Annotated in this window: 15 protein-coding genes and 1 other RNA gene; 5 read left to right on the forward strand and 11 right to left on the reverse strand. The window is 72.0% G+C overall.

Annotation, left to right across the window (positions count from 1 at the left end; all coding sequences use genetic code 11):
* Positions 1 to 70: 70 nt before the first annotated feature.
* The 7 genes from ACGF5O_RS46940 to ftsE all read right to left on the reverse strand — a co-directional run bounded on the left by ACGF5O_RS46940 (position 71) and on the right by ftsE (position 9,903).
* A complete protein-coding gene (locus ACGF5O_RS46940) occupies positions 71 to 676 on the reverse strand; it encodes a hypothetical protein (RefSeq protein WP_393816094.1) in 606 nt (201 codons plus the stop codon).
* Between the two features lie 55 nt (positions 677 to 731).
* Complete coding sequence (locus ACGF5O_RS46945) at positions 732 to 5,579, reverse strand: ricin-type beta-trefoil lectin domain protein (RefSeq protein ID WP_393816095.1); 4,848 nt, start codon at positions 5,577 to 5,579, stop codon at positions 732 to 734.
* 332 nt (positions 5,580 to 5,911) lie between these two features.
* Positions 5,912 to 6,298, reverse strand: a transfer-messenger RNA (tmRNA) gene (gene ssrA, locus ACGF5O_RS46950).
* Between the two features lie 111 nt (positions 6,299 to 6,409).
* The gene (gene smpB, locus ACGF5O_RS46955; protein WP_355717281.1) at positions 6,410 to 6,952 is read right to left on the reverse strand and encodes an SsrA-binding protein SmpB; all 543 of its coding nucleotides are present in this window, start codon (positions 6,950 to 6,952) and stop codon (positions 6,410 to 6,412) included.
* A gap of 83 nt (positions 6,953 to 7,035) precedes the next feature.
* Complete coding sequence (locus ACGF5O_RS46960; protein WP_393816096.1) at positions 7,036 to 8,205, reverse strand: S41 family peptidase; 1,170 nt, start codon at positions 8,203 to 8,205, stop codon at positions 7,036 to 7,038.
* Positions 8,206 to 8,273: 68 nt separating this feature from the next.
* The gene (ftsX, locus tag ACGF5O_RS46965) at positions 8,274 to 9,191 is read right to left on the reverse strand and encodes a permease-like cell division protein FtsX (RefSeq protein WP_351486726.1); all 918 of its coding nucleotides are present in this window, start codon (positions 9,189 to 9,191) and stop codon (positions 8,274 to 8,276) included.
* A 22-nt stretch (positions 9,192 to 9,213) separates the two neighbouring features.
* Entirely contained in the window at positions 9,214 to 9,903 is a 690-nt protein-coding gene (gene ftsE / locus ACGF5O_RS46970) for a cell division ATP-binding protein FtsE (protein WP_187749347.1), read from the reverse strand.
* 257 nt (positions 9,904 to 10,160) lie between these two features.
* On the opposite strand from ftsE, the gene ACGF5O_RS46975 reads away from it, so the two are divergent.
* The gene (locus ACGF5O_RS46975) at positions 10,161 to 10,355 is read left to right on the forward strand and encodes a hypothetical protein (RefSeq protein WP_351718154.1); all 195 of its coding nucleotides are present in this window, start codon (positions 10,161 to 10,163) and stop codon (positions 10,353 to 10,355) included.
* A gap of 110 nt (positions 10,356 to 10,465) precedes the next feature.
* Here the strand turns inward: ACGF5O_RS46975 and ACGF5O_RS46980 are convergent, their stop codons facing one another.
* The 4 genes from ACGF5O_RS46980 to ACGF5O_RS46995 all read right to left on the reverse strand — a co-directional run bounded on the left by ACGF5O_RS46980 (position 10,466) and on the right by ACGF5O_RS46995 (position 16,744).
* Positions 10,466 to 11,338 carry a hypothetical protein gene (locus ACGF5O_RS46980; RefSeq protein WP_393816097.1) on the reverse strand — a complete coding sequence of 291 codons (873 nt, stop codon included), beginning with the start codon at positions 11,336 to 11,338 and terminating at the stop codon, positions 10,466 to 10,468.
* 303 nt (positions 11,339 to 11,641) lie between these two features.
* Positions 11,642 to 12,748, reverse strand: coding sequence for a peptide chain release factor 2 (prfB, locus tag ACGF5O_RS46985; protein ID WP_393816098.1), 1,107 nt, complete (start codon positions 12,746 to 12,748; stop codon positions 11,642 to 11,644).
* Positions 12,749 to 13,625: 877 nt separating this feature from the next.
* Positions 13,626 to 14,861 carry a serine/threonine-protein kinase gene (locus ACGF5O_RS46990; protein ID WP_393816099.1) on the reverse strand — a complete coding sequence of 412 codons (1,236 nt, stop codon included), beginning with the start codon at positions 14,859 to 14,861 and terminating at the stop codon, positions 13,626 to 13,628.
* Positions 14,862 to 14,998: 137 nt separating this feature from the next.
* Positions 14,999 to 16,744, reverse strand: coding sequence for a serine/threonine-protein kinase (locus ACGF5O_RS46995; protein ID WP_393816100.1), 1,746 nt, complete (start codon positions 16,742 to 16,744; stop codon positions 14,999 to 15,001).
* Between the two features lie 433 nt (positions 16,745 to 17,177).
* Between ACGF5O_RS46995 and ACGF5O_RS47000 the strand changes: the two genes are divergently transcribed.
* From ACGF5O_RS47000 to ACGF5O_RS47015, 4 genes are all read left to right on the forward strand, one after another.
* Entirely contained in the window at positions 17,178 to 21,092 is a 3,915-nt protein-coding gene (locus ACGF5O_RS47000) for an FHA domain-containing protein (protein ID WP_393816101.1), read from the forward strand.
* Between the two features lie 240 nt (positions 21,093 to 21,332).
* Entirely contained in the window at positions 21,333 to 22,709 is a 1,377-nt protein-coding gene (locus ACGF5O_RS47005) for an ABC transporter substrate-binding protein (RefSeq protein ID WP_393816102.1), read from the forward strand.
* A 7-nt stretch (positions 22,710 to 22,716) separates the two neighbouring features.
* Entirely contained in the window at positions 22,717 to 24,048 is a 1,332-nt protein-coding gene (locus ACGF5O_RS47010; protein ID WP_393816103.1) for a carbohydrate ABC transporter permease, read from the forward strand.
* Between the two features lie 115 nt (positions 24,049 to 24,163).
* Positions 24,164 to 25,003, forward strand: a complete 840-nt coding sequence (locus ACGF5O_RS47015; protein WP_393816104.1) for a carbohydrate ABC transporter permease — start codon at positions 24,164 to 24,166, stop codon at positions 25,001 to 25,003.
* Positions 25,004 to 25,013 lie beyond the last annotated feature (10 nt).

Raw genomic sequence — 25,013 nt, forward strand, 5'->3', positions numbered from 1 at the left:
GCGAAACGGCGTTCCGCTCCGGGAGTCACCCCGGAGCGGAACGCCGCCCGCGCGGAACCGGCTCGGCCGGCTAGTCCTGATCGACCATGAACTTCACGGCGTCCACCACGTACTCGCCGTAGTGGAGGGCCGAGCCCAGTTGCTCCAGCCGCGCGTAGTGCCCCGGCGAGAGCGTCGAACCGTGTCCGGTGCCGGCTTCTGCCATCGCCCGCAGAAGCAGCCGGAAGGCCAGGTCGGGTGTACAGAGCCCGACGCACTCGGCCAAGTCGTGCCTGATCTCGTCGCGCACGAACCGGGCCGCTGCGATCTCGGCGAGGACCGCGTCCGCCATCTCCTCACCATCGGTCACGCCAGGCGCGTCGGACGGGTCGACGCCGTCCACCGCGTTCCTGGCCAGCCAGTCGTCGCACAGCGCGATGAGCGTGTCCATCCACTGCGTCCCCGACGTGACACCTGTGGGCCCTCCGGAGAAGAATGCCGGTCCCGTCGCCGTCCCGGCCTGCCACAGCGCCTCGACCGTCGCCGAGGGAAGGCGCCGCAGCAGGCGTGCGTCGTGCCGGACCGCGACAACGGCCCCCGGGTCCAGTTCGTCCCACAGGTGGTACTCGGCCGCCGCGACGGCTGCGGGTCCGTTGTGCGACCAGTCCTCGTGGAACTGGCTCATCAGCCACGTCACGCCGAAATCGAACTCATCTGTCCGATGCACTTGCTCTCACCTCCTGAACCGGGAGTCAGACCGGGAACGCCGTGTACACGTAGAAACCGTTCTTGTGTCCCTTCGCCCTCTTGAGGACGATCTTGTACATGTTCCCCGCAGGGGCCACGGTGCGGTCCGTCTTGGCGACATAGCCGAGGGAGCCCGACCCGAAGGTACCGGTCAACGGCTTCTCCCGCGCGCTGCCGCGGAGCCACTTCTGGATCTCCGCCGCCTTGCTCGCCAGAGCATCATCCACGACCGCCTGGGCCGTCGCGAGGTCCTTGAACACGCCGTTGGGACCACCCTTGCTGACCGCCAGGTCGATCGCCCTCTGTTCGGAGGTGACGAACCCGGCTGCCGTACCTGCCGTGTGCTCGTCGAGGGTGTGGGCCAGCCCGCTGAACTCCCGCGCGTCGGCGACGAGGTTGTTGCAGTTGTGGACGAGGACCGGGGTGGCACCGGCCACGACATAGAACGTGTGCAGGCCCGACACCGTCAGGTCGAACACCGTGCGGGGCGCCGCGTCGTTCCGGTCGATCACCGCGGCCACTGTGCGGAGGGTCCCGTCGGGGCCCCGTAGACCGTCCTCGGCACGCAGGTCGGACGCCAGGGTCCAGCCACGGCCGTCGACGTAGAACCGGTGCCCCGGTGTGCTTGTGAGACGTCCGCCGTCCGCCAGGGTGATGGTCAGCAGTACCCGGGCCGGATGCGAGAACGTGTCGGTGACCGGCTCGCCGAGGGTGCGGCCCGTGGCAGGGTCGGTGGCCATCAGGAGGTCGCCGTACTGCACGTCGCGGATGGCCTTGCGGCTGCCGTCGACGAGGACCACCTCAGTGCCGCCGGGGAAGCTGTTCGTCGGGCACGCCGTGCGCAGTTCCTCGTAGATCTGTGCGCTGTGCTCGATCTCTGCGAGTGTGCGGGCGTCGACGTCCAGGGCGCGCAGCGCCTTCAAGGCGTCCTCGATCCCGATGCCGGTGCGTAGGGCGGCGTCCACGGTGCGGATCGCCTCGGTGATCTTCCCGATCGGGCCGCCGAGCGGGAGCCAGGTGGCGGCCCAGGCGCAATCGCCGTAGCTTCCGTCACCGGTGCCGGTGACCTTGTGGTAGCAGCCGGTGAAGTCGTCGATGATCGAGTGGTAGAGACCCGTCCACAGGTCCTTGGTCGCCTCCCAGGAGGAGATCTTGACGTTCTTCTTCAAGCCCTTGAACGTCTTGGTGGTGAGGAAGTGCGTGTCCTCGGCGGGGCAACCGGCCTCGGTGGCCGGGACGTCGGGGTTGTTGCAGAAGTAGTAGCTGACGACCGCGTCGAAGTGCACTTCGAACACCAGGTCGCAGGGCAGGCGGGAGCAGTCGTCCGGAAGCCGCTGCGGGTCGCCCTGCTGCTTGATGTCGTCGATGACGGAGAACATGCCGCCGATCCCGGTGCCGGTCCCGGCGCCGGTCTGCACCTGCTTGTTCGCGTCGGCCGCTGCCGCCTGGTCGGCCGCCTGCTGTGCCGATTCGGCGTACTTCTGGGCGTCCTTCGCCGCCTCCTCGGCCGCGGTGGCCTCGGCGTCGGCGCGGTCGGCCGCGGCGCGGGCGTCCTTCGCGGACTGCTCGGCCTCGGCGGCCGCCGTGCGGGCCGCGTCCGCGTCCAGGGCCGCCTGGTCGGCGGAGTCCCGGGCGTCCTTGGCGTACCCCTCGGCGTTGCCGGCCGCCCGGTCGGCGGCTGCCGCATCGGCGGTCGCCTGCTGGTCGTACTCGATGGTGCGCGCCAGTGACTTCTGCGCGTCCGCCGCGTACTGCGCGGCCTCGGAGGCGTAACCCAGTGCCTCCTTCGACGACCTGCGGGCGTCCGCGGCGTGGCCGGCCGCCTCGGCGGCGATCGTGTACGCGGCCTTCGCGTCGCCCGTCGCCGCGTTCGCGAGGCTCTGCGCCTGCTCGGCGTTCTTCTGCGCGTTGGCGGCGTGCGCCTCGGCGACGGCCTGCTGCTGTTCGGCGATCGTCTTCGACGACTGGCCCGACAGGACGGCGAGACCCGCCGCGGAGTCGGTGTCCACGTAGGGCGAACCGAGCTGGATCGCGTCGTTGGCCGGTGCCGCGACCTGTTGCGCGGAGGCGCCGGCGGCCTCGGCCGCCTGCCCGGTCGTGTACGCGTGACCGGCCGCGTCCGCCGCGCCCGCGACCGCCTTGGCGGCCTCGGCCTTCGCCGCGTCGGCCTGCTTCTTCGAGTCGGCGGCGTGCTGCTCGGCCTCGTCGGCCAGCTTGACCGCGGCGCGGGCCGCGGCGGCCGAGGCCTGGGAGGCCGTGATGGCGTCCGCCGCCGCGCTGGTCGCCGTGCGCACCGCCGCGTCCGCCTTCAGCTTGGCGGCCTGGGCGTCGTCCGCGTCGGACCGGGCCCGCTTCGCCGCCGCCTCGGCACGCGTCGCCGCGGCGTCGGCGTCGGCCGCGGCCTGGCTCGCCGCGTCGGCCTCGGTACGGGCCGAGCCCGCCGCCGCCTCCGCGCCGTCGGCCGCCTGGTCCGCCTGGTCGGCCGCCGCCCGTGAGTCCTGCGCGTCGGCGTCCGAGTCGTGCGCGTCGGCGTAGGCGTCCTTGGCGTCGGACTTCGCGCGCGCCGCGTTCGCCTTGCTCTTCGCGTTCCACGCGTCGTCCGACTTGCCCTTGGCCCGGTCCCGCGCGGCCTCCGCGTCCTGGCGCTTGCTGCGGGCGGTGGACTCGGCGGTGTCCGCCCGGTCCTTGGCCTCGGCGGCGGTCTTCGCGTACCCCTCGGCGTTCGTCTTGTGCTGCGCGGCCTCGGCCTGCTTGGCCGCGGCGGTCTCCTTCTCCGCCCTCGCCGTCTGCTCCTCGGCCTCCGCGTCGAGCCGCTTGGCGTGCGCGGTGGCGGCGGCCGCCTTCGCGTCGGTCTCCGCCCGCTGCGTCTCGTCGAGCTTCGCCTTCGCCGTGTCGCGCGCGGCCTTGGCGGTCTGCGCCTGTACGGCGGCGGCGTCGGCGGCGGCCTTCGCCTGCGCGTTGGCCTCCTGCGCGGCGGCCGTGCGGAACGCGGCCTTCGACTGCGCCGCCTGCGTCACCGCGCGGGCGGCGATGGTCGCACTGTCGCCGGCGGACGCCTTGGTCGCCGCGTAGGCGGTGTCGCCGGCCTTGGACAGGGCGTCGAGCGCTGCTGCCGATGCCTTGGTGACCTGGGCCTTCTGCTGCCCGACGAGCAGGCCCCGGCCGCGCGGGGCGCCCGCCTGGTCGGCGATGGCGTACGCGGCCTGGGTGGCGGTGTCCGTGTCGGTGGCGGCCTTCTTCGCCGCGGTCACCTGCGCCTTGAGCAGGTCGAGCTGGGTCCTGGCCGCGGTCTGGGCGTCGGTGACGCCCTTCTTCGCCTTGTCGAACTGGGCCTTGGTCGGGTAGTTCAGGTCGTCGGTGCCGTTGTGGCCGGAGGGGGCGAAGTCGAACTTCTGCGGGTCGGTGCCCTTGCAGTCCCACATCCGGGCGTCACGGCTGTTGTCGTACGTCGCGAGGTCCAGGCAGTTGCCGGTGGCCGGGTTGTACAGGCGGCTGGTCGCGTGGGTGTCGTACTCCCACTTCTGGGCCGTGCTCTTGGCGTTGCAGGTGGAGATCTGTACGACGGTCCCGTTCGCGGTGGCGCCGCCCTTGACCTCCAGGCACTTGCCGGAGTTGACGTTGACCAGCGCGTCGTTGCTGATCGCCCACTTCTGCCCGACCGAGCCGTTGCAGGTGTAGATCTGCACCGGCGTGCCGTTGTCCTTCTTGCCGCCGCCCACTTCGAGGCACTTGTCGGCGGCGCCGTGCGCGTGCACGATCATCGGGCTGTCGCCGATCCAGCCGGGGCCGCCGGCCGACCAGTAGTCCTGCCAGCGGGCGAGGCGGTCGGCGATCCACGACTGGCCCAGCAGCTCGCCCAGCGCCTTGGAACCGGTGGCGAGGGCCTTGGTGGCGTCGCGGTTCGCGGTGAGGATCCGGTCCCGCTGGGCGGCCTGGGCGGCGATCTCCCGCTGCCACTCGGCGGACGCGTCCGCGACCTCCTTGCCGAGGACCCGGTCCGGGTCGACGGGGCTGCGCCAGTCGCAGGAGGCGAACCGGGTCTTCAGGTCCTCCACGGCTATGCGGTACTCGACGCTGCCCGGCTCGGGCGCGGTGCGCCGGAAACCGCCGGAGGAGAGGAAGAGGCGGGCGTCGTCGGTGCCCGTGGGCTGCATCGAGGAGTGCACCAGGCCGTCCCACGCCTGGTGTTCGGCGTACGCCTGCTGCCACTGCGGGGTGGGCAGCGAGGGGTCCGGGTCGGCGCCGTAGAGCGGGGTGCCGAGGTCCTTGACCGCCTTCAGTGCGGTGTCGTCGGCCTTCGGGGTCGGGTCTTCGTAGAAGTCGCCCTCGGTCTTCCAGAACTGGGCCGCGATCCACTGGCTCAGGCCGGTCTGGTCGAAGAAGCTCGGGCCGGTCCCCGTGGTCCCCGGCGGCCAGTGGAATCCGGTCTCGGTGAACCCGGCCGGGGTGCTCAGGCCGTCGAGCGGCTTCTTCCACACGTCGACGTACGCGGCGAGGGCGTCGCCCGCCTTGTCGGCGGCGGCCTTGTCCTGGTCGTACGCCGTCGACAGCGGAGTGGTGTTCCAGTACTCCCGGTTCGCCGCGGTGTGCAGCTTGTCCGGGGTCTGGTCGAGTCCGTCCTGGGCTGTGCCGAACATGGCGGAGCCGCCCGTGCGCAGCACCTCGGCCATCAGGCACTGGTCCTGGCGGAGCTGCTCGGCGGCCTTGGTGTCGAAGCCGTCGTAGCTGTCGGCCACCGGGCTGAAGTCGGTGGCCCGGTGCTGGGGCAGGTCCGGGCGGCCGGCGAGCACGGCGAGCGCGAGGACGGAGGGGACGAGTCGTTGGAGACGGCCGGCTTTTCGCGTAGGGGGCATGACAAGCCCGGGTCTGGAACGCAAAGGGGCACCCCGTTTTCCTGAGGAAGGCAGACGGGGGCCGGCTCGAAGAGGTGACATGTGCCGTGGCGGCGGTCGGACCCGCCTGCCCCTCCCCATGGCGACGACGTTCCCCCGGTCGCTGATGGTCGTGCGCGGGAGCGGAGTGGTCGGCTCGGCTCAGCGCGCGCACCGCACTTTAGTAAACTTGTGGGACATATGTGAAGAGTTTTTGACCGGCCGGGATCAATCTTCGCATCGCCGCTCCGCGGCCCCGCGAACACGACGAGGGCCCGGTGGTCTGTGACCACCGGGCCCTCGCAACATGGAGATTGTGGAGATGGCGGGAATCGAACCCGCGTCCAACGGTGCAGAATCAGGGCTTCTCCGTGTGCAGTTCGCTGTGATTTTCTCGGCCCCGGCAATCACGCGAACAAGTCGCCGACGGGCCCAGTCACTGTTTGATTTCCCATCCGACCCCGTGACCGGGCCGGATGGTTTAGTCCCCTAGATTATGCCAGGGTCCGGGTCGGGAACATCCCCGGTCTGACACCCGTTAGGGCCTTCACTCACTGCTTATTAGGCAGCGAGGGCGAAGGCGCGGGAATCGCTCTTGGAATTGGCGATTATTGGTTGCGACATATGGTTAACGAGATCATTGCCGCTTCCTCGACACGCTTCCCCTGCTTCGACATCCGCTGTCGAAACCGATCATCCCCATGTTGTTTTTTCAAACCCCTCCGAGGAGGGTGCGCACCCGCTGTGAGGTGCAGTGCCATCGTACGTGAACAACGAGCGACGTGGCCACCGTATTCCGGCGGTGTTCCGCGCTACGCGCCCCGCTGCCTGCGCTTGGCCGCCGCGATCGCCCGGTCCGACTCCCGCCGGTCCTGCTGCTCCCGCAGGGTCTGCCGCTTGTCGTACTCCTTCTTGCCCCGCGCGAGCGCGATCTCGGCCTTGGCCCGGCCGTCCTTGAAGTACAGCGCGAGCGGCACGATCGTGTGGCCGGTCTCCTGGGACTTGACCTCCAGCTTGTCGATCTCCTCCCGGTGCAGCAGCAGCTTGCGCTTGCGGCGCGCGGAGTGGTTGGTCCAGCTGCCCTGGTGGTACTCGGGGATGTGGGCGTTGTGCAGCCACGCCTCGCCCCGGTCGATCTGGACGAAGCCGTCGGTCAGCGAGCTCCGACCCTCACGCAGCGACTTCACCTCGGTGCCGAACAGCACGATGCCGGCCTCGTAGGTGTCGACGATCGCGTAGTCGTGCCGCGCCTTCTTGTTCTGCGCGACGATCTTGCGCTTGCCGCCCTTCTCGCCGTCCCTGGCTTTGGCGGCCGTCCCCTGCTGCTTCTGCTGGGACTCTTTCGGTACGTACATTCCCTTGGCCATAGTGCCCTCCATTTTCGCACTACGGAGGGGGTGCGGGGGAAGCGGATTAGCGACGGGTTCCGCAGCCGCCCCTACGACGGGTCGCCCAGGCCGCTCAGGACCGTCTCCGCCCGCTCCAGCGCCCCGGAGGACACGTCCAGGTCGGGGGTGATGCCCCGGCCGTCGACGGTGTGGCCCGAGGGGGTGCGGTAGTGGCCGACGGTGAGCTCGGCGACCGAGCCGTCGGGCAGGCGGGTCGGCATCTGGATGGAGCCCTTGCCGAAGGTGCGGGAGCCGAGGACGACCGCACGGCCGCGGTCCTGGAGGGCGCCGGTGAGCATCTCGGCCGCGCTCATCGTGCCGCCGTCGACCAGCGCGACCAGGGGTCTCGCGGTGTCGCCGCCGGGCTCCGCGTGCAGGGAGCGCTCGGCGCCGTCGACGTCGTAGGTGGCGACCAGGCCGCCGTCGAGGAAGGCGGAGGCGGCGGTGACGGCCTCGCTGACCAGGCCGCCGGAGTTGCCGCGCAGGTCGAGGACGATCCCGCCGTCGGCCGGGGCCTGCCGGACGGCGCTGCGCACCAGCTCCCCGGAGCCCCTGGTGAAGGCGGAGACCTTGATGACGGTGATGCCGGCGGTCAGCTTGCGGACGGTCACCGAGTCCGTCGACAGCAGGGCCCGGCGCAGGGTCTCGCTCCACGCGCGCGTGCCGCGTTCGAGACCGAGGGTGACGGTCGTACCGGCGCGGGCGTCGGTGGCGTCACCGCGCAGTAACGAGACGACGTCGGTGACGGGCCGCCCGTCGACGTCCTCACCGTCGATGCTGCGCAGCCGGTCGCCCTTCCTGATCCCCGCCTCGGCCGCGGGCGAGCCGGCCTGCACCTTGGTGACGTCGATCCGCCCGTCCGCCGCCCGCCGGGCCCACAGCCCCACGCCCGTGTACTGGCCGTCGAGCGCTTCCTCGAACTCCTGGTACTCGCCCTCGGAGTAGACCGCGGCCCACCGGTCCCCGCTGCGGCTGACGGCCCGTTCGGCGGCCTCCATGGGGGACTTGCCGTCGGCCATCGCCTCGGCGGCGGCCTTCGCGACGTCCTCGTGCCCGGCGGTCGCGCGGGCGGCCCCGGCGGGTGTCTTCCGGTCCGACTGCCCGGGGTCGGGAAACGCCCCGGTGGCCGCCCCGGTCACCAACAGCCCTGCGAACACCAACGTCAGAGCCGCCCCCCGGCGAACCCGGCGGGGCTGACAGAACAGCTCTCGGCCTGACATGCCGGTGAGTCTAGGACAACGCAAGAGGGCCGCACGGGCTGTTGCCCGTACGGCCCTCTTGGCGTGCGTCACACCTTCAGGTACTTGCGCAGCGCGAAGAACGCGGCAAGCGCGGGCATCAGGAGGCTCGTTGCGAGGATGAGCGGGAGCTTGGTCAACACCGCGTCCCAGCCGATGAAGTTGATCAAGTTCAGCTTGTGGGACAGGTCCAGGCCGTGGTCGATGATGAAGTACCGGGCGATCACCAGGAATCCGCAGGCGACCGTGCCGCCGATCAGGCCGGCGACGGCGGCCTCCGCGATGAACGGGGCCTGGATGTAGAAGCCGGAGGCACCGACCAGGCGCATGATGCCGGTCTCGCGCCGACGGCTGAACGCGGAGACGCGCACCGTGTTGACGATCAGCATCAGGGCGACCACCAGCATCAGGGCCATGACCATGCGGGCCGCCCAGTTCATGCCGTTGAGCAGGCCGAAGAGGTTGTCGAGGATGCCCTTCTGGTCCTGGACGGACTGCACGCCGTCCCGGCCGTCGAAGGCGGTCGCGACGACCTGGTACTTCTCCGGGTCCTTGAGCTTGATCCGGTACGACTCCTGCATCTGGTCCGGCGTGAGGGAGTCGGCGAGCGGCGAGTCGCCGAACTGCTCCTTGTAGTGCTTGTACGCCTCGTCCTGCGACTCGTAGGTGACCTTCTCGACCACCGACATCTTGCCGAGGTCGGCCTGGATCTGCTTCTTCTGATCCTCGGTGACGGCACCCTTGGCACAGTTGGGGTCCGACTCGGCGTCGCTCTTGTTGCAGAGGAAGATCGAGACGTTGACCTTGTCGTACCAGTAGCCCTTCATGGTGTTGACCTGGTCGCTCATCAGGAGCGAGCCGCCGAAGAGCGCCAGGGACAGGGCGACCGAGACGACGACCGCGAAGGTCATCGTCAGATTGCGGCGGAGACCGACTCCGATCTCCGACATTACGAACGAGGCGCGCATGGCGTCGGGTTATGCCTTTCCGTCAGTGCTGGTAGCCGTAGACGCCGCGGGCCTGGTCGCGGACGAGACGGCCCTTCTCCAGCTCGATGACGCGCTTGCGCATCTGGTCGACGATGTTCTGGTCGTGGGTGGCCATGATCACGGTGGTGCCGGTCCGGTTGATGCGGTCCAGCAGCTTCATGATGCCGACCGAGGTCTGCGGGTCGAGGTTGCCGGTGGGCTCGTCCGCGATCAGCAGCTTGGGCCGGTTCACGAAGGCACGCGCGATGGCCACACGCTGCTGCTCGCCGCCGGACAGCTCGCCGGGCCTGCGGTCCTCCTTGCCGCCGAGCCCGACGAGGTCGAGCACCTGGGGCACGGACTTGCGGATCTCGCCCTTCGACTTGCCGATGACCTCCTGGGCGAAGGCCACGTTCTCGGCGACCGTCTTGTTGGGCAGCAGGCGGAAGTCCTGGAAGACCGTCCCGAGCTGGCGGCGCATCTGCGGCACCTTCCAGTTGGACAGCCGGGCGAGGTCCTTGCCGAGGACGTGCACCTGGCCGTGGCTGCACCGCTCCTCGCGGAGGATCAGCCGCAGGAAGGTGGACTTTCCGGAGCCGGAGGACCCCACGAGGAAGACGAACTCGCCCTTCTCCACTTCCAGGGAGACATCCCTGAGTGCGGGGTGGGTCTGCTTGGGGTAGACCTTGGAGACATTGTCGAATCGGATCACGGATGCACCACGGGTCGCCGGGGGTAGATGAGCGTGACCATACGCGAGTCGGGTGAGGAAGCGCAGGCGCCGGTCACGGTTGGGTGAGGCTTGTGCGGTTTTGTTCCGGGGCGGTCTTTCCGGAGCGCCCAGGAGTGCCGGGGCGAGGTCCGCGGACGGCCGCGCTCTTTCCGGGGGAACCTGGCACAGTGGGAGGGGAACGTTCTCGTTCCGCGGAGCGTTGGATGGGTATTGGCCGGTGCAAGGAGGGTGAGCGCATGACGTACGACCGGTTGGTGTGCGCGAACTGCGCGGCGCCCGTGAGCGAAGGCCGGTGCCCCGTGTGCCGCGCCAATCGCGAGCGTCTTCAGCAGGAGAATTTCCTCGGCGGTCTGAACCCGATGGCACTCATCGGGCTGCTGGCGGTACTGATCGCCGCGGTGGCGCTGCTGGCGGCGCACCAGACCGCGTAACGAAGCTCACACGCGACGCTCACCCAGGAGCGACCGAAGGGCCCTGAGCCATTGCTCGGGGCCCTTCGTCCGTTACGAGGCGCGTACGCTCCGTGAGCGTCCGGCTACCGTCAGACGGCAGCGCCGCCACGGCCGCCCACGAGGCGCGGCAGGATGCGGAAGCCGATACCGCCGGCGATCATCGTGGCGGCACCGACGAGGAGGAAGGCCGTCTGTCCGGCACCGGTCTCGGCGAGCTGCTTGCCGCCACCCTGGGCCTCGGTGTTCGAGGACCCGGTGTCGGTGAGGGCGGAGGTGCCGGCCTCCTGCGCGGAGGTGCCCGAGTTGCCGTCGGTGCCGGTACCGCCGGAGGTCGAGCCGCCGGTGGAGGACCCACCGGTGGACGAGCCGCCCGTGGACGACCCACCGCTCGTCGAACCGCCACTCGTCGAACCGCCGCTGTCACCGCTACCGCCGGTGGTCGAACCGCCGGTGGTCGAGCCACCCGTGGTCGAACCGCCGGTGTCGGTGCCACCGGTGTCCGTGCCACCCGTGTCCGTACCGCCGCTGTCGGTGCCGCCACTGTCGGTACCACCACTGCTGCTGGTGCCACCACTGTCGGTGCCACCACTGTCCGTGCCACCGCTGTCGGTACCACCACTGCTGCTGGTGCCACCACTGTCGGTGCCACCACTGTCCGTGCCGCCACTGTCGGTACCACCGCTGTCGGTGCCACCGCTGTCGGTGCCACCACTGTCGGTGCCACCACTGCTGGTGGTACCACCGTCGTCGGTGCAGGTCGGGTCGACGACGATGTCGCAGGGCGAGCCGCCCGTGCCGCCGTCGTCGTCGCCGGTGTCCACGGTCGCGCTGACACCGCTGTCGGTCACGCTCACGCCGATGTCCAGGGCGGAAGCGGCGCCGGCGGCCGTGAGAGAGGCGCCGGCTGCGATCACTGCGCCGGCGGCTATCCGCGCGACGCGGAGACGCGTCTTCTTCGTCATATGGTTGCTACCCCCAGTAGCTGATCGTCTGTGCGGCGGCGTTCGGGGCCGGTGCTCGACGGAGACAGCTACGAATATTCAAGGCCCCCGGTTCACATGCGCCCCAGAGATACGCATGCCACTCTTCACCCTTCCCATTTTCCAAGAGCACGTCAAGGGCGTTGCGCGCGCGATGTCCAGTTGCGCACCCAATGCCGGGAGTTGAAGCGTGTGAGTGTGACGTAAAACCCAGACATACGAGAACTGCCGCCACTGGGGCGGCAGTTCCGGGTCGGTCGACTCGCCGTGGGCAAGTCGACAAAGTTACTTCTCCTGCTGCTTGCGCCAGCGAATTCCGGCCTCCAGGAAGCCGTCGATCTCGCCGTTGAACACGGCCTCGGGGTTGCCGACTTCGTACTCGGTCCGCAGGTCCTTGACCATCTGGTACGGGTGCAGCACGTACGACCGCATCTGGTTGCCCCAGGAGTTGCCGCCGTCGCCCTTGAGGGCATCCATCTTGGCCTGTTCCTCCTGGCGGCGCCGTTCGAGGAGCTTGGCCTGGAGGACGTTCATCGCGGTCGCCTTGTTCTGGATCTGCGACCGCTCGTTCTGGCAGGAGACGACGATGCCGGTGGGGATGTGGGTGAGGCGCACCGCGGAGTCGGTGGTGTTGACGCCCTGGCCGCCGGGCCCGGACGACCGGTAGACGTCCACCCGGAGCTCGGACTCGTCGATCTCGATGTGGTCGGTCTGCTCGACCACGGGGAGGATCTCGACGCCCGCGAAGGAGGTCTGGCGGCGACCCTGGTTGTCGTAGGGCGAGATCCGCACGAGGCGGTGCGTGCCCTGCTCGACGGAGAGCGTCCCGTAGGCGTACGGCACCTGCACGGCGAACGTGGTCGACTTGATGCCGGCCTCTTCGGCGTACGACGTCTCGATGAGCTCGGTCTTGTAGCCGTGCTGCTCGGCCCAGCGCAGGTACATGCGCTGCAGCTTCTCGGCGAAGTCGGCGGCGTCGACGCCACCGGCCTCGGCACGGATGTTCACGAGCGCTTCCCGGGAGTCGTACTCCCCGCTGAGCAGGGTGCGGACCTCCATCTCGTCCAGCGCCTTCTTGACGGAGGTGAGCTCGGACTCGGCCTCGGCGCGGGTGTCCGGGTCGTCCTCCTCGTCGGCCATCTCGAAGAGCACGGAGAGATCGTCGATCCGTCCGCGCAGCGCCTCCGCCTTCCTGACCTCGGCCTGGAGGTGGCTCAGCTTGCTGGTGATCTTCTGCGCCTCGTCCGGGTTGTCCCACAGGGACGGCGCGGCCGCCTGCTCCTCGAGCACGGCGATGTCTGCCCTCAGCTTGTCGAGGTCCAGAACGGCCTCGATCGACTCCATGGTCGAGGAGAGGGACTTGAGCTCTTCGGATACATCGACGACTGCCACGCCTCCAGCGTAACGGCTCCGCCAACCGAGGATGGCCGACGGGCATCCCGGCCCGCTCAGGTCCGGACCGTGGCCGGGGTCCGCTCTCCACCGGGTCCGGGGCAGAGCCCCGTGGCGTTGACCCTGACGCCTACCGAGCCGGGCCGGCGACCGCTTCCCCCTCGGGGCCGGGACAGAGCCCCGCGACGGTAGCCCTGACACCTACCGAGCCGAGCGGGTGTCCGCTCCCCCTCGGAATCCGAGGCGGAGCCCCGCGGCCGTGGCCTTGCGGCCTACCGAGCGGGACAGGCAACCGCCTCCCCTCGGGGCCTGGGGCGGAGCCCCGCGGCCGTGGTCCTGCGGCCTGCCGAGCGGGACAGACGACCGCCCCCTTCGGGATCCGGGGCGAAGCCCCGCGGCCTACCTAGCGGGACAGCCAACCGCCACCCCTCGGGGCCTGGGGCGAAGCCCCGCGGCCGTGGCCCTACGGCCTACCGATCGGGACAAGCGACCGCCTCCCCTCGGGGTCCGGGGCGAAGCCCCGCGGCCGTGACCCTGCGGCCTACCGAGCGGGACAGACGCCCGCCACCCCTCGGGGCCTGGGGCGAAGCCCCGCAGCCGTGACCCTGCGGCCTACCGAGCGGGACAGACGCCCGCCACCCCTCGGGGCCTGGGGCGGAGCCCCGCAGCCGTGACCCCGCGGCCTACCGAGCGGGACAGACGACCGCCACCCCTCGGGGCCTGGGGCGGAGACCCGCGGCCGTGGTCCTGCGGCCTGCCGAGCGGGACGGGCGACCGCCTCTCTTCGGGGTCCGGGGCGGAGACCCGTGGCGGTGGTGTTGTTGCCTACCGAGTCGGGTGGGTGGGTGGGAAAAAAATCGGCGGAGCCACCGGCAGGTCACGGGGTCGATGAGGTGTGTGTCTCCTGGGGCGGAGCCGAGTCGTCGCCGGAGGAGGCGAGCCACGCGCCGACGCCGACGGCCGCGGCCACCGCGACCCCCGCCACCGCGAACGTCACCCTCCGCCGCCGCGCAGCGACCCGGTGCCGCGCCGACCCCGGCCGCGGCGCCCCCGCCGCCCGCGGCGCCCGCGCCGTGCCCCGGGCGCCGCCCGCCAGCTCGTCGGGGCCCGGCACCCGCATCGACGTGTGCGTGTCCCGGTTGGAGTCCGGCTTCGCGCCCGGCACCAGGGAGACAGCCCCCCGGCGCCGCACCCGCTGCTCCTCCGCGGCCGGAGCCGCGGCGGCGGCCGACTCCTCGGCCTCCTCCGGCGTCTCCGTCTCCGGCTCGTCGACGTCCAGCGGCGGCATCCCCGCCAGCATCGGCAGCTGCTCCCGCAGCCGCGCCGCCAGCTCGGAGGCCCGCAGCCGGGACGCCGGGGCCTTCGCCAGGCACTGGACGAGCAGCTGCCAGAGCTCCTCGGGGATGCCGGGGAGCGGGACGACGGTCTCGGTGACATGGCGGCGGAGCACCGCGCCGGGGTGGCCGCCGCCGAACGGGGTGAAGCCCGCGAGCAGCTCGTACAGGACCGTCGCGAGCGCGTAGATGTCCACCGACGCGCGGGGCGGCAGGCCCTCGACGATCTCCGGGGCCAGGTAGTCCGGCGTACCGATGATCTTCGTGGCCCGGGTCCGCTTCGGGGAGTCGATGAGCTTCGCGACGCCGAAGTCGGTCAGCAGGGCGGGATGGGAGCCGCCGGGGCCCAGCGGGCCCTGCATGTCCAGGAGGACGTTCTCCGGCTTGACGTCCCGGTGGACGATGCCCGCCGCGTGCGCCGCCGCCAGCCCGTCCGCGACGTCCGCGACGATCGCGACGGCCGCCTCGGGCGCGAGCCGCCGCTCCCGGTCCAGGCGGGTGCGCAGATCCGTGCCCCGGACCAGGTCCATGACGAGGGCGAGGTCGTTGCCGTCGACGACGAGGTCACGGACGGACACCACGTGCGGGTGGTCGAGGCCCAGCAGTGCCGTGCGCTCCTGCACGAAGCGCCCCACCAGCTCCTCGTCGGACGCGAGATCCTCGCGCAGCAGCTTGATGGCGACGGGCCCCTCCGGCCCCTCGCCCAGCCACACCGTGCCGGCGCTGCCCCGCCCCAGGATCTGGTTGGCGGTGTACCGGCTGCCGATCTTCCGTGCCAAGACTGCTCCTACAGACGCGTGTTGCCGACAAAAGTACGCGTCCGAAGAGCCAACCTTCACCACGGAGGCGGAAATCACCCGCCAGGTGTCGACAAATCCCCAAACTCACGGCCGGTTCCCGCGGTCGGCTGTCGCCGTCAGTTGCCGGAGCCGTTGCCCAGGTCGCCGATGAAGTTGCTGACCGAGCTCACCCAGTCGCTCAGCTGGTGCCAGTAGCCCTTGCCCTGCCCCACCCACGTGTGCACCGGGGTCAGGTCCCAGATCAGCCAGCCCGCGACGAACAGGATGACGACCAGGAACAGGCAGCCCTTGAGGCAGCCGAGCCCGGGGATCCGCATCGGGTTGGCGCTGCGCTGCCGCGGCTCGCGCGGGGCCCGCTGCTGGGGCTCGGCGGGGGGCGCGTACCGCTGCTGGGGCTGCTGGGGCTGCTGCGGCGGGGCGTACTGCTGCTGCGGCCGGCCGCCGCCGTACCCGGCCGGCTGCTGGCCGTATCCGGCGGGCTGCTGGCCGTACCCGCCCTGGCCGCCCTGCGGCCCGCCCTGGCCGCCCTGGCCGCGCGGCTGCGGCCGGCGTACCGGCTGCTGCTGCGGGGCCTGGCGCGGCGGCTGCTGCTGCGGCCGGGCCACCTGGCGCTGGGGGCGGCGGCGCAGCGGGTCCTCGCCCGGGTCGAGGTACTGGACCTGGGTCTGCTCGTTGCGGTCGCGGGCCGCGCGGAGCTGGGTCTGCCAGGGGTGCGGCTGCTCGGGCTGCTGCTGGCCGGGCTGCCCCTGGGGCACCGGCGGCATGACGGCCGTCGGGTCGGCGGCGCCGGTGTTGGGCAGGACCGCGGTCGGGTCGGCGGCGCCGAACGGACCCGGCTGGCCGGTGTGCGGCAGGACGCTGGTCGCGGCGTTCGGGTCGTACGCGCCCATCGGCGCGCCGGTGTTCGGCAGCACCTGGGTCGGGTCGGCCGCGCCCGGTACGGCGGTCGGCGCCGGGTCGGGGGCGAGCAGTGCGCCGACGCCCTCGGCCGCCGCGATCTGCGCGGAGTTCGCGTGCACGCCGACGCCCTCGGCGACGACCCGCAGGCCGCGCGCGAGGTTCTCGGCGCTCGGGCGGTCGTCGGGGTTCTTGCGCAGGCAGCGTTCTATGACCGTCCACAGCGGGTCGGGGACGGTGGAGGGGCGCCGGGGCTCGGCGCTGAGGTGCTGGTGGAGGACTTCAAGGGCGCTGCCGCCGGAGAACGGCGGGCGGCCGGTGACCAGCTCGTACAGCAGGATGCCGGCGCCGTAGATGTCGACGGCGGAGGTCTGCGGGCGGCCCTCGGCGGACTCCGGGGCGACGTACGCGGGCGTGCCGACGAACTCCTGGGTCCGGGTCAGGCCCGGGGAGTCGGCGAGCCGGGCGATGCCGAAGTCGGTCAGCAGCGGGTGCATCTGGCCGTTGTACTGCGCGAGCAGCACGTTGGCGGGCTTCAGGTCGCGGTGCACCACGCCGTCGGCGTGGCTGGCGGCGAGCGCGTCGGCGACCTGGGCGGTCAGCAGGGCGGCGGCGACGGGCGTGAAGGGGCCGTTCTCGCGCAGGTAGCGGTGCAGGTCGGGGCCCTCGACGAGGTCCATGACCAGGGCGAGGAGATCGCCCTCCACGACGAGGTCCCGGACCCGGACGATGTTCGGGTGGGTGAGCCGGAGCAGGACCGAGCGCTCCCGCAGGAAACGCATCACGATGTCGGGGTCGCTCGCGAGCTCTTCCTTGAGGACCTTGATCGCGACGGTCTCGCCGGGCTGGCCGGGCACCGCCGCCTCGGCGCCCGCGGTCTCCCGCTGGCGGGCACGCCAGACGGTACCGGTGGCGCCGCGTCCCAGCGGCTCCTCCAGGAGGTACTTGCTGCCTACCGGCCGCACGTCATGCGCTCCCTGCTGCTCACTGAATGGCTGGTTGCTGAATGTCTCCGACCCATGTGTCCGACCCACTGTAGTGCCGTGGTGCCCGGGACCGGGCGGTCGTCCGGCTGTGCTTTCCCCTCCCTCGTAGGGAGCCGATAAGCGTTCCCGACGTATCCCCATACGTTGGCGTTCCGGCCTGCGTTCGATGGAAAGACGCTCGCTTCGGTCCGCTGGTTGCCGTGCTCGGACGTGACCGATCTCAAGTGATCGTGCGCACGGTATTGGTCAGGCACTTTTGGGGGCAGAGCTGACCAATCAAGATCACTTACCATCGGGGCGTGGGCGCGTTGTCAGTGGCAGGTGCGAGGATGCGTTTGACAGCAGAACTGGCCGACGTGCTCGTGGCGGTGGGGGGAATTCCGCGCCCGCGCAGAAGGGACCGCTGACGGCGATGCAGATCCGGCTGACCGTCGTAGACCCGCTGGGCCCTGCCGCGCAGCGGGGCCGGGCCGTGAGCCGGGACGTGCTGGTGACGGCGCCCGCGGGCACGGACCTGGCCGCGGTGGCGTCGGGGCTGGCCTCGGCGGTCACCGGGGACGGCAGCCTGGGCGGCCGGGAGCCGAGCGGCGCCCCGGTCGTGCTGTACGCCGGGGTGGAGCGGCTGGACGCCCGCCGCCGCATCCTGGGCGAGCCCCCGCTGGTCGACGGCGCGGTGCTGTCCCTGGGCGCCCCCGCCGCCCCCGAGCCGCACCCCGAGCTGGACGACGCCCCGACCCAGCTGCACGTGATCGCCGGCCCGGACGCGGGCGGGGTCCACCTCCTGCACGGCGGCCAGATCACCATCGGCCGCTCCGCCGACGCCGACGTCCCGCTCGACGACCCGGACGTCTCCCGGCTGCACTGCGCGGTCACGGTCGCCGCCGACGGCCGGGTCTCGGTCGCCGACCTGCACTCCACCAACGGCACGGCCCTGGACGGCACCCGCGTCACCGACCGCCCGGTCCGGCTCACCCCGGGCTCGCTCCTGCGCATAGGGGAATCGGCCCTGCGGCTTACGCCGTCCGGGGGACCGGGGGCCCGGGTGGGCACCGCACCCGACGGAGAGGGGTGCGTGCGGGTACTGACGGGCGGCGAGGAGACCGACGGCGGCCTTTCCGCCGCCCCGGCGGGCGGCACGACCGCGCCGGCCGGCCGTACCCATCACGCCTACGGCACCGCCGGCTGGGGAGCCGCGAGCGGCGCCGCCGGGGGCCAGGGGCACGGCCCGGCGGAGCCACCGGTCGTGCCGGCCCAGGGGGCCGCACCGAGGATCGAGAGCCGGGGCGGACAGCCGGCGGCCGGCCCCGGCGACGGGCCGCCGTGGACCGGACGAGCAGGCGGCCGGCCGACCGGCGCCGGGTTCCCTTCGTCCACCGGTCGCGGGACCGAGCCGCCCTCGGCCGGACGCGGGTACGACGGCGACCCGCGCGGGTACGACGGCGACCGGCACGGCTACCAGCCGACCGGCAACCGCGGCCCGCTGCCGGGCCCGCACGGCGCTTCCGACACCGCGTACGGCTCGGCCGCCGCGTACGGCCCCGTCCCCACCCACGGATCCGAGGCCGCGTACGGCACCGGTGCGCCCCACGGGTCGGGAGCCGCGTACGGCACGAGCGCGCCGCACGGATCAGGAACCGCATACGGCCCCGACACCGCGGACGGCCCTGACACCACACCCGGCACCCCACCCGGATCCGCGTCCGGCACCGCCCCCGGATCCGCCGTCAGGCACAGTTCCGGCGACACCCACGCCGGCCGATCCGGAGTGCTCGACGATCGCTCGGCCTCCTCCGCACGTGCCGGAGGCGTCGGAAGCGGCCGGAGTTCCACCGCCGCCGGCGCGGGAAGCGCCGCCCCCGGCCGGGCCTCCGCCGACGGCGGCACCCTCGCCCACGACGACCCCGCCCATGACCCCGCCGACGCCCCCTCCCCCCGGCGCAAAGGCACCCCCCTCCGCGGCACCGATGCCCCCGCCCTGCCCGGCGCGCGCAGGCGCGGTGGGCTCGGGGCCTGGGCGCGGCGGCTGGCCGGCGGGCGCGGTGAGACCCCGTCGGCCGCCGACGAGGAGACCGCGGCGCAGGACGGCGACGCCCCGTCCGCCGCCGTGCCCGCCCAGCCGGAGACCTGGCCCGACCCCGCCGCCCTGCTGCTGACCGCGCTCGGCCCCGGCCCCCGCCTCTGGGAGCGCGGCCCCGGCCACCCGGAGGCGCTCACCGTCCGGCTCGGCACGGCGGACCGCTCGACGCCCGACGGCTCGGGTCTGCTCCCCGCCGTCCCGGTCACCGCCGATCTGCGCGAGGCCGGCGCCCTCGGCCTGGCCGGTCCCCGCACCCGCCTGGCCGGCCTGGCCCGCGCGGTCCTGGCCCAGCTCGCCGCCCTGCACTCGCCGGATCTGCTGGAGATCGTCCTGATCAGCGCTGACCGGGCCCGCCCCCTGGAGGAGCGCACGGCCGAGTGGTCGTGGCTCGGCTGGCTCCCGCACGTCCGCCCGGGGCACGGCCAGGACTGCCGCCTGCTGCTGGCCTACGACCGTGAACAGGCGGCGGCCCGCGTGGAGGAACTGCTGCGGCGGACGGAGGAGCTGTCCGCCCCCCGCAGACCGGCCGCCCCGTCCGACCGCCCCGCACCGGTCCCCGCGGCCCGAACGGCAGCGGACGCCGCGTCCTCCGAAGCCGCCGGGGGCCCCTCCTGGGCCCGCCACGACCTCGGCGCCGACGACGGCAAGGGCGGCTTCCCGGGCCCCTACACGGTCGTCGTCGTGGACGGCGATCCCGGTGGCTCCGCGCTGCGCGACGCGGTGGCGCGGCTGGCCGTGGCCGGACCGCGGGCCGGCGTGCACGTCGTCTGCCTCGCGGAGACGGCCCCCACCTCGTCCACCTCCCCGGTCGACCGGACGTACGAGGAGGCGTGCGCGGTGACGCCGACGTTCCGGGAGTGCGGGGCGGTGGCCCTGCTCAGCGGCGACGTGGCGACGGCACTGCACCTCATGCGGGTCTCGGCGGGCGGTCGCACCGGCCACTCCGGTCCCGTCGGCCCAGGCCACATCGGCCCGGTCGGCCCCGGCACCCTGGCCGCGGTGGACGCGGTCTCCCCCGCCTGGGCCGAGCGGTTCGCGCGGGCGCTGGCCCCGCTGCGCCCCGACGGCCCGGGCGCCGACCGGCACACGCGCATGGCCGCCCCGCTCCCGCAGTCCGCCCGGCTGCTGGACGAGCTGGGGCTGGCGCGGGCCACCCCGGCCTCGCTGATGGCCCGCTGGGCGGACGCGGCCGACGACACCGAGTCGCTGGGCGGCCGGGCCCGGGCGGTGCTCGGCGCCGGACCGCGCGGCCCGCTCACCGCCGACCTGGTGGCCGAGGGACCGCATCTGCTGATCGAGGGCCCGCCCGGCAGCGGCCGTACGGAGCTGCTGCGGGCGGTGGTCGCCTCGCTGGCCGCCGCCGAGCGCCCCGACCGGCTCGGGATCGTCCTGATCGACGGCCGGGACGGCGTCGGCACGGGCGGCGGGCACGGCGAGGGCCTGCGGGTCTGTACGGACATACCGCATGTCACCACCCATCTGACCGCCAACGATCCGGTGCGGATGCGGGAGTTGGCGCAGTCGCTGAGCGCCGAGCTGAAGCGGCGGGCCGAGCTGCTGGGCCGTTCCGACTTCACCGACTGGCACGCGCGGCGGGAGATCTCCGGCCGTATCGTGCCGCAGCGCGGCCGCCCCGCCGCCTCGGGCGCCGCCGACATAGAGGCCCCGCCGAGTTCGACGCTCCGGCTGCGCCCGGCGGCCGGTGCCGCGGCCCGTGAGCGTACGGAGGCGCCGCCCCCGCTCCCGCGGCTCGTGGTCGTGGTCGACGATCTGGACGCCCTGGTCTCCCCCGCGCTCGGTTCACCGGGCCGCCCGGCCGCCGGTTCCGTGATGCGGGCGCTGGAGGCGGTGGCGAAGGAGGGCGACCGGCTCGGCGTCCACCTGGTCGCGGCGGCCGGTACCGGCGGCCGTACGGCGGAGACGGAGCCGGCCCGGCAGGCCACCCTGCGCATCGCCCTGGACACCCCGGGCGGCGGCCCCGACGAACCGGCGCCGGGCCGGGGCCGGCTGACCACCCCGGACGGCCGGACCACGGAGTTCCAGACGGGCCGCGTCACGGGCCGCATCCCCCGCACGGCGACCCAGCGCCCCACGGTGGTCGCCCTCGACTGGCACCGCATGGGCGATCCCCCGGCCCGCCGCCCGGTCCGCGAGCTGGGCAACGGCCCGACGGACCTCGCCCTGCTGGCGAGCGCGGTGGAGAGGGCGGCGAAGGAGGTCTCGGCGGCGGAGGTTCCTTCCCTTCTGTGATCAGCGGTCACCATCAGCCCGTCCGGCATTTGAGGACGAGGCCGTCCAGGCCGAAGCAGGGGTCTGGGGGCGGCAGCCCGCAGCGAACGCCCACACCGGCACCGGGTCGCCGATCACAACGCGATCACGATCCCCCGCGCTGACCTGTCGGCCTACTTGCCGCGTACGCGGCCCCCGCGTACACCGGAGCGCACGGGACAGAGTTCTGACGTTCAATGAGGAACGACGAACGGGGAAGTGATGCGCGTCATGAGCAACACCATCCGGACACACAGGGCCCTCGCCACACTCGCCGCGCTGCTCGCGGGATCCCTCGCGCTCACCGCGTGCGGAAGCAGCGACAAGAAGTCCGACGGCGACACCGGCACCGGCGCCACCGAGTCCAGCACCCTCAGCCTCCCCAAGCTCGACGGCACCACCCTCGAAGTGGCCGCCGTGTGGACGGGACAGGAGCAGAAGAACTTCAAGCAGGTGCTGGCGGAGTTCGAGAAGCGCACCGGCGCGAAGGTCACCTTCGTGCCCGCCCAGGACCCGATCATCAACTTCCTGGGATCGAAGATCGCGGGCGGCCAGCCGCCGGACATCGCGCTGCTGCCGCAGCCCGGCGCGATCAAGCAGGCCGTGCAGAAGGGCTGGGTGAAGCCGCTGAGCGCGGACACGCTCACGGAGGTGCAGAAGAACTACTCGCAGGGCTGGCAGGACATCGGCAAGGTCGGCGGGAAGCAGTACGGCGTCTACTACAAGGCCGCCAACAAGTCGCTGATCTGGTACAACGCGAAGGTCTTCGAGAACGCGGGCGCCAAGGAGCCCAAGACCTGGCCGGAGCTGCTGACGACGGCGCAGGCGGTGTACGACTCGGGCGTCACCCCGTTCTCGGTCGGCGGCGCCGACGGCTGGACGCTGACCGACTGGTTCGAGAACGTCTACCTCTCCCAGGCGGGCCCGGAGAAGTACGACCAGCTCGCCCAGCACAAGATCAAGTGGACCGACCCGTCGGTGAAGCAGGCGCTGACCACCCTGGCCCAGGTCTGGGGCAAGAAGGGGTATGTCGCGGGCAACGCGTCCGGCGCGCTCCAGACGGAGTTCCCGGCCTCGGTGACCCAGACCTTCACCGGCGGCGACCAGCCGAAGGCGGCCATGGTGTACGAGGGCGACTTCGTGCAGGTCAACATCGGTGAGACCAAGGCGAAGGTGGGCACGGACGCCAAGGTGTTCCCGTTCCCGGCGGTCGGCTCCACGGCCCCCGTGGTCTCCGGCGGTGACGCGGCGGTGATCTTCAAGGACTCCAAGGGCGCCCAGGCGCTGGCGAAGTTCCTGGCCTCCCCGGACGCGGCGACGATCCAGGCGAAGCTCGGCGGCTATCTCTCGCCGAACAAGAGCGTGCCGAACTCGGCGTACCCGAACGAGGTGCAGCGCACGATCGCCAAGTCCCTGATCGCGTCCGGCGACGACTTCCGCTTCGACATGTCCGACCAGGCCCCGCAGGCGTTCGGCGGCACCCCGGGCAAGGGCGAGTGGAAGGACCTCCAGGACTTCCTGCAGAACCCCACGGACGTCGCGGGCACCCAGGCGAAACTGGAGAAGGACGCGGCGGCCGCCTACGGCAGCGGAAGCTGACCCGGCGATGGCCGCATCGTCGACCACGGCCCCCGCTCCACCGGGCCGCCGCAGGAGTGTGACCGGCACCCGCAGGGGCGTGGCGGTGCTCTTCCTCCTGCCCGCCCTGGTGCTGCTCGGCGCGCTCGTGGTGTACCCGATCGGGTACTCGCTGATCCGCAGTTTCTACAACGCGAACGGCGACGGTTTCGCCGGCTTCGACAACTACAAGGCGATCTTCACGGACGACAGCATCCGCACCGCCCTGAAGAACAACGTCATCTGGGTGGTGTTCGCGCCGACGGTCTCCACCGCCCTCGGCCTGATCTTCGCGGTGCTCACCGAACGGGTGCGCTGGGGCACGGCGTTCAAGCTGGTCGTCTTCATGCCGATGGCGATCTCGATGCTGGCCGCCGGGATCATCTTCCGGCTCGTCTACGACCAGGATCCGGACAAGGGGGTAGCCAACGCGGTCTGGGTCGGCATCCACGACACCTTCGCGCAGTCCTCGGCGTTCCCGAACGCCCACCCGGGCCGCGAGTCGCCCCTGAAGCCGGACCAGGGCGGCTTCATCACCACGGCCACCGTCCACACCGGCCAGACCGTCGCCCTCCCGCTCGTCGGCGTCGCCCCCGACCAGATGCCCGACGGCGCGAAGAAGGCCGTGGCGGCCGAGGCGGACCCGGCGAAGATCACCGGCACCACCTGGCAGGACTTCACCCGCGGCAAGGGCGTCGGAAAACTCGGCGCCCCCGACCCGTCCGAGCTCGGCTACGACGGGATGCGGATCGAGGCGGTGAAGAACGGCACGGTGGTGGCGTCGACGAAGGCCGCGGCCGACGGCACCTTCACGCTGCCCGCCGGCGCGGACGGCGCTCAGCTCAGGCTCCCCGCGAGCAACTTCAAACAGCCCTACAACGGCGTCGACTGGCTCGGCCCGTCCCTCGTCACCCCGGCCATCATCGGGTCGTACGTCTGGATGTGGGCCGGCTTCGCGATGGTGCTGATCGCGGCCGGGCTGGCCGGGGTGCCCCGGGAGCTCCTGGAGGCGGCCCGGGTCGACGGGGCGACCGAGTGGCAGGTGTTCCGCAAGGTCACCGTGCCGCTGCTCGCGCCGGTCCTCGCGGTGGTCACCGTCACCCTGATGATCAACGTGCTGAAGGTCTTCGACCTCGTGTACATCATCGCGCCGGGCTCCTCGCAGGACGACGCGAACGTGCTCGCCCTGGAGCTGTACCGCAAGGGCTTCTCGGAGGGCCAGCCGGGCATCGCGAGCGCCATCGCGGTCTTCCTGCTGCTGCTCGTGATCCCGGTGATGTGGTTCAACGTGCGTCGGCTGCGGCGGGAGGAGCGGCGATGAGCGTGCACCGCCTGTTTTTCGGCTGGGGGTCCGGGGGCCCGCGGCGGCAGCCGCTGTTGTCCGCGCCCTCGGGATGGCGCAGTAACGTGCGTCGGCTGCGGCGGGAGGAGCGGCGATGAGCTGGGTGCTGGAGAAGCTCAACAGCGGTCTGGTCCGGGTCTTCCTGATCGTCGTCGCCCTGTTCTGGCTGGTGCCGACGATCGGCCTGCTCGCGTCCTCCCTCCGCTCCCCGGAGGACATGAGCGCGAACGGCTGGTGGCACGTGTTCGCCAAGCCGTCCCAGCTGACGTTCGACAGCTACCGGAGGCTCCTGGAGAACGGCGACATCACCCACTCCCTCTGGAACACGGTCCTGATCACCGTCCCGGCGACGGTCCTGGTCGTGATCATCGGGGCGCTGGCCGGTTACGCGTTCGCGTGGATGGAGTTCCCGGGCCGGGACTGGTGGTTCCTGGTCGTGGTCAGTCTCCTGGTCGTGCCCGTCCAGGTGGCGCTGATCCCGATCGCCGAACTCTTCGGCAGGATAGGCCTGTTCGGGACGATCTTCGGGGTGATCCTCTTCCACGTCGGCTTCGGGCTGCCGTTCGCGGTGTTCCTGCTGCGGAACTTCTTCGCGGAGATCCCGCGCGAGCTGCTGGAGGCGGCCCGTCTCGACGGCGCCGGTGAACTGCGGCTGTTCACCCGGGTGGTGATGCCGCTGGGCGGGCCGGCGATCGCGAGCCTCGGCATCTTCCAGTTCCTGTGGGTGTGGAACGACATGCTGGTCGCGCTGGTGTTCACCAAGTCGGGCACCCAGCCGATCACGGTCGCGCTCCAGACCCAGGTGCGCCAGTTCGGCAACAACGTCGACGTCCTCGCGCCCGGCGCCTTCATCTCGATGGTGATCCCGCTGGCCGTGTTCTTCGCGTTCCAGCGGCAGTTCGTGACCGGGGTGATGGCGGGCGCGGTCAAATAACCCCACAAAG

It is taken from the genome of Streptomyces sp. NPDC048291 (assembly GCF_043201715.1).
GTDB lineage: Bacteria > Actinomycetota > Actinomycetes > Streptomycetales > Streptomycetaceae > Streptomyces.

Excerpts from the sequence above, each read along its gene's own strand:
- ACGF5O_RS46945 (WP_393816095.1), bottom strand. The coding sequence starts at position 5,579 with ATGCCCCCTACGCGAAAAGCCGGCCGTCTCCAACGACTCGTCCCCTCC.
- smpB (WP_355717281.1), bottom strand. The coding sequence starts at position 6,952 with ATGTACGTACCGAAAGAGTCCCAGCAGAAGCAGCAGGGGACGGCCGCC.
- ACGF5O_RS46960 (WP_393816096.1), bottom strand. The coding sequence starts at position 8,205 with ATGTCAGGCCGAGAGCTGTTCTGTCAGCCCCGCCGGGTTCGCCGGGGG.
- ftsX (WP_351486726.1), bottom strand. The coding sequence starts at position 9,191 with ATGCGCGCCTCGTTCGTAATGTCGGAGATCGGAGTCGGTCTCCGCCGC.
- ACGF5O_RS46975 (WP_351718154.1), top strand. The coding sequence starts at position 10,161 with ATGACGTACGACCGGTTGGTGTGCGCGAACTGCGCGGCGCCCGTGAGC.
- ACGF5O_RS46980 (WP_393816097.1), bottom strand. The coding sequence starts at position 11,338 with ATGACGAAGAAGACGCGTCTCCGCGTCGCGCGGATAGCCGCCGGCGCA.
- ACGF5O_RS47000 (WP_393816101.1), top strand. The coding sequence starts at position 17,178 with ATGCAGATCCGGCTGACCGTCGTAGACCCGCTGGGCCCTGCCGCGCAG.
- ACGF5O_RS47005 (WP_393816102.1), top strand. The coding sequence starts at position 21,333 with ATGCGCGTCATGAGCAACACCATCCGGACACACAGGGCCCTCGCCACA.
- ACGF5O_RS47010 (WP_393816103.1), top strand. The coding sequence starts at position 22,717 with ATGGCCGCATCGTCGACCACGGCCCCCGCTCCACCGGGCCGCCGCAGG.
- ACGF5O_RS47015 (WP_393816104.1), top strand. The coding sequence starts at position 24,164 with ATGAGCTGGGTGCTGGAGAAGCTCAACAGCGGTCTGGTCCGGGTCTTC.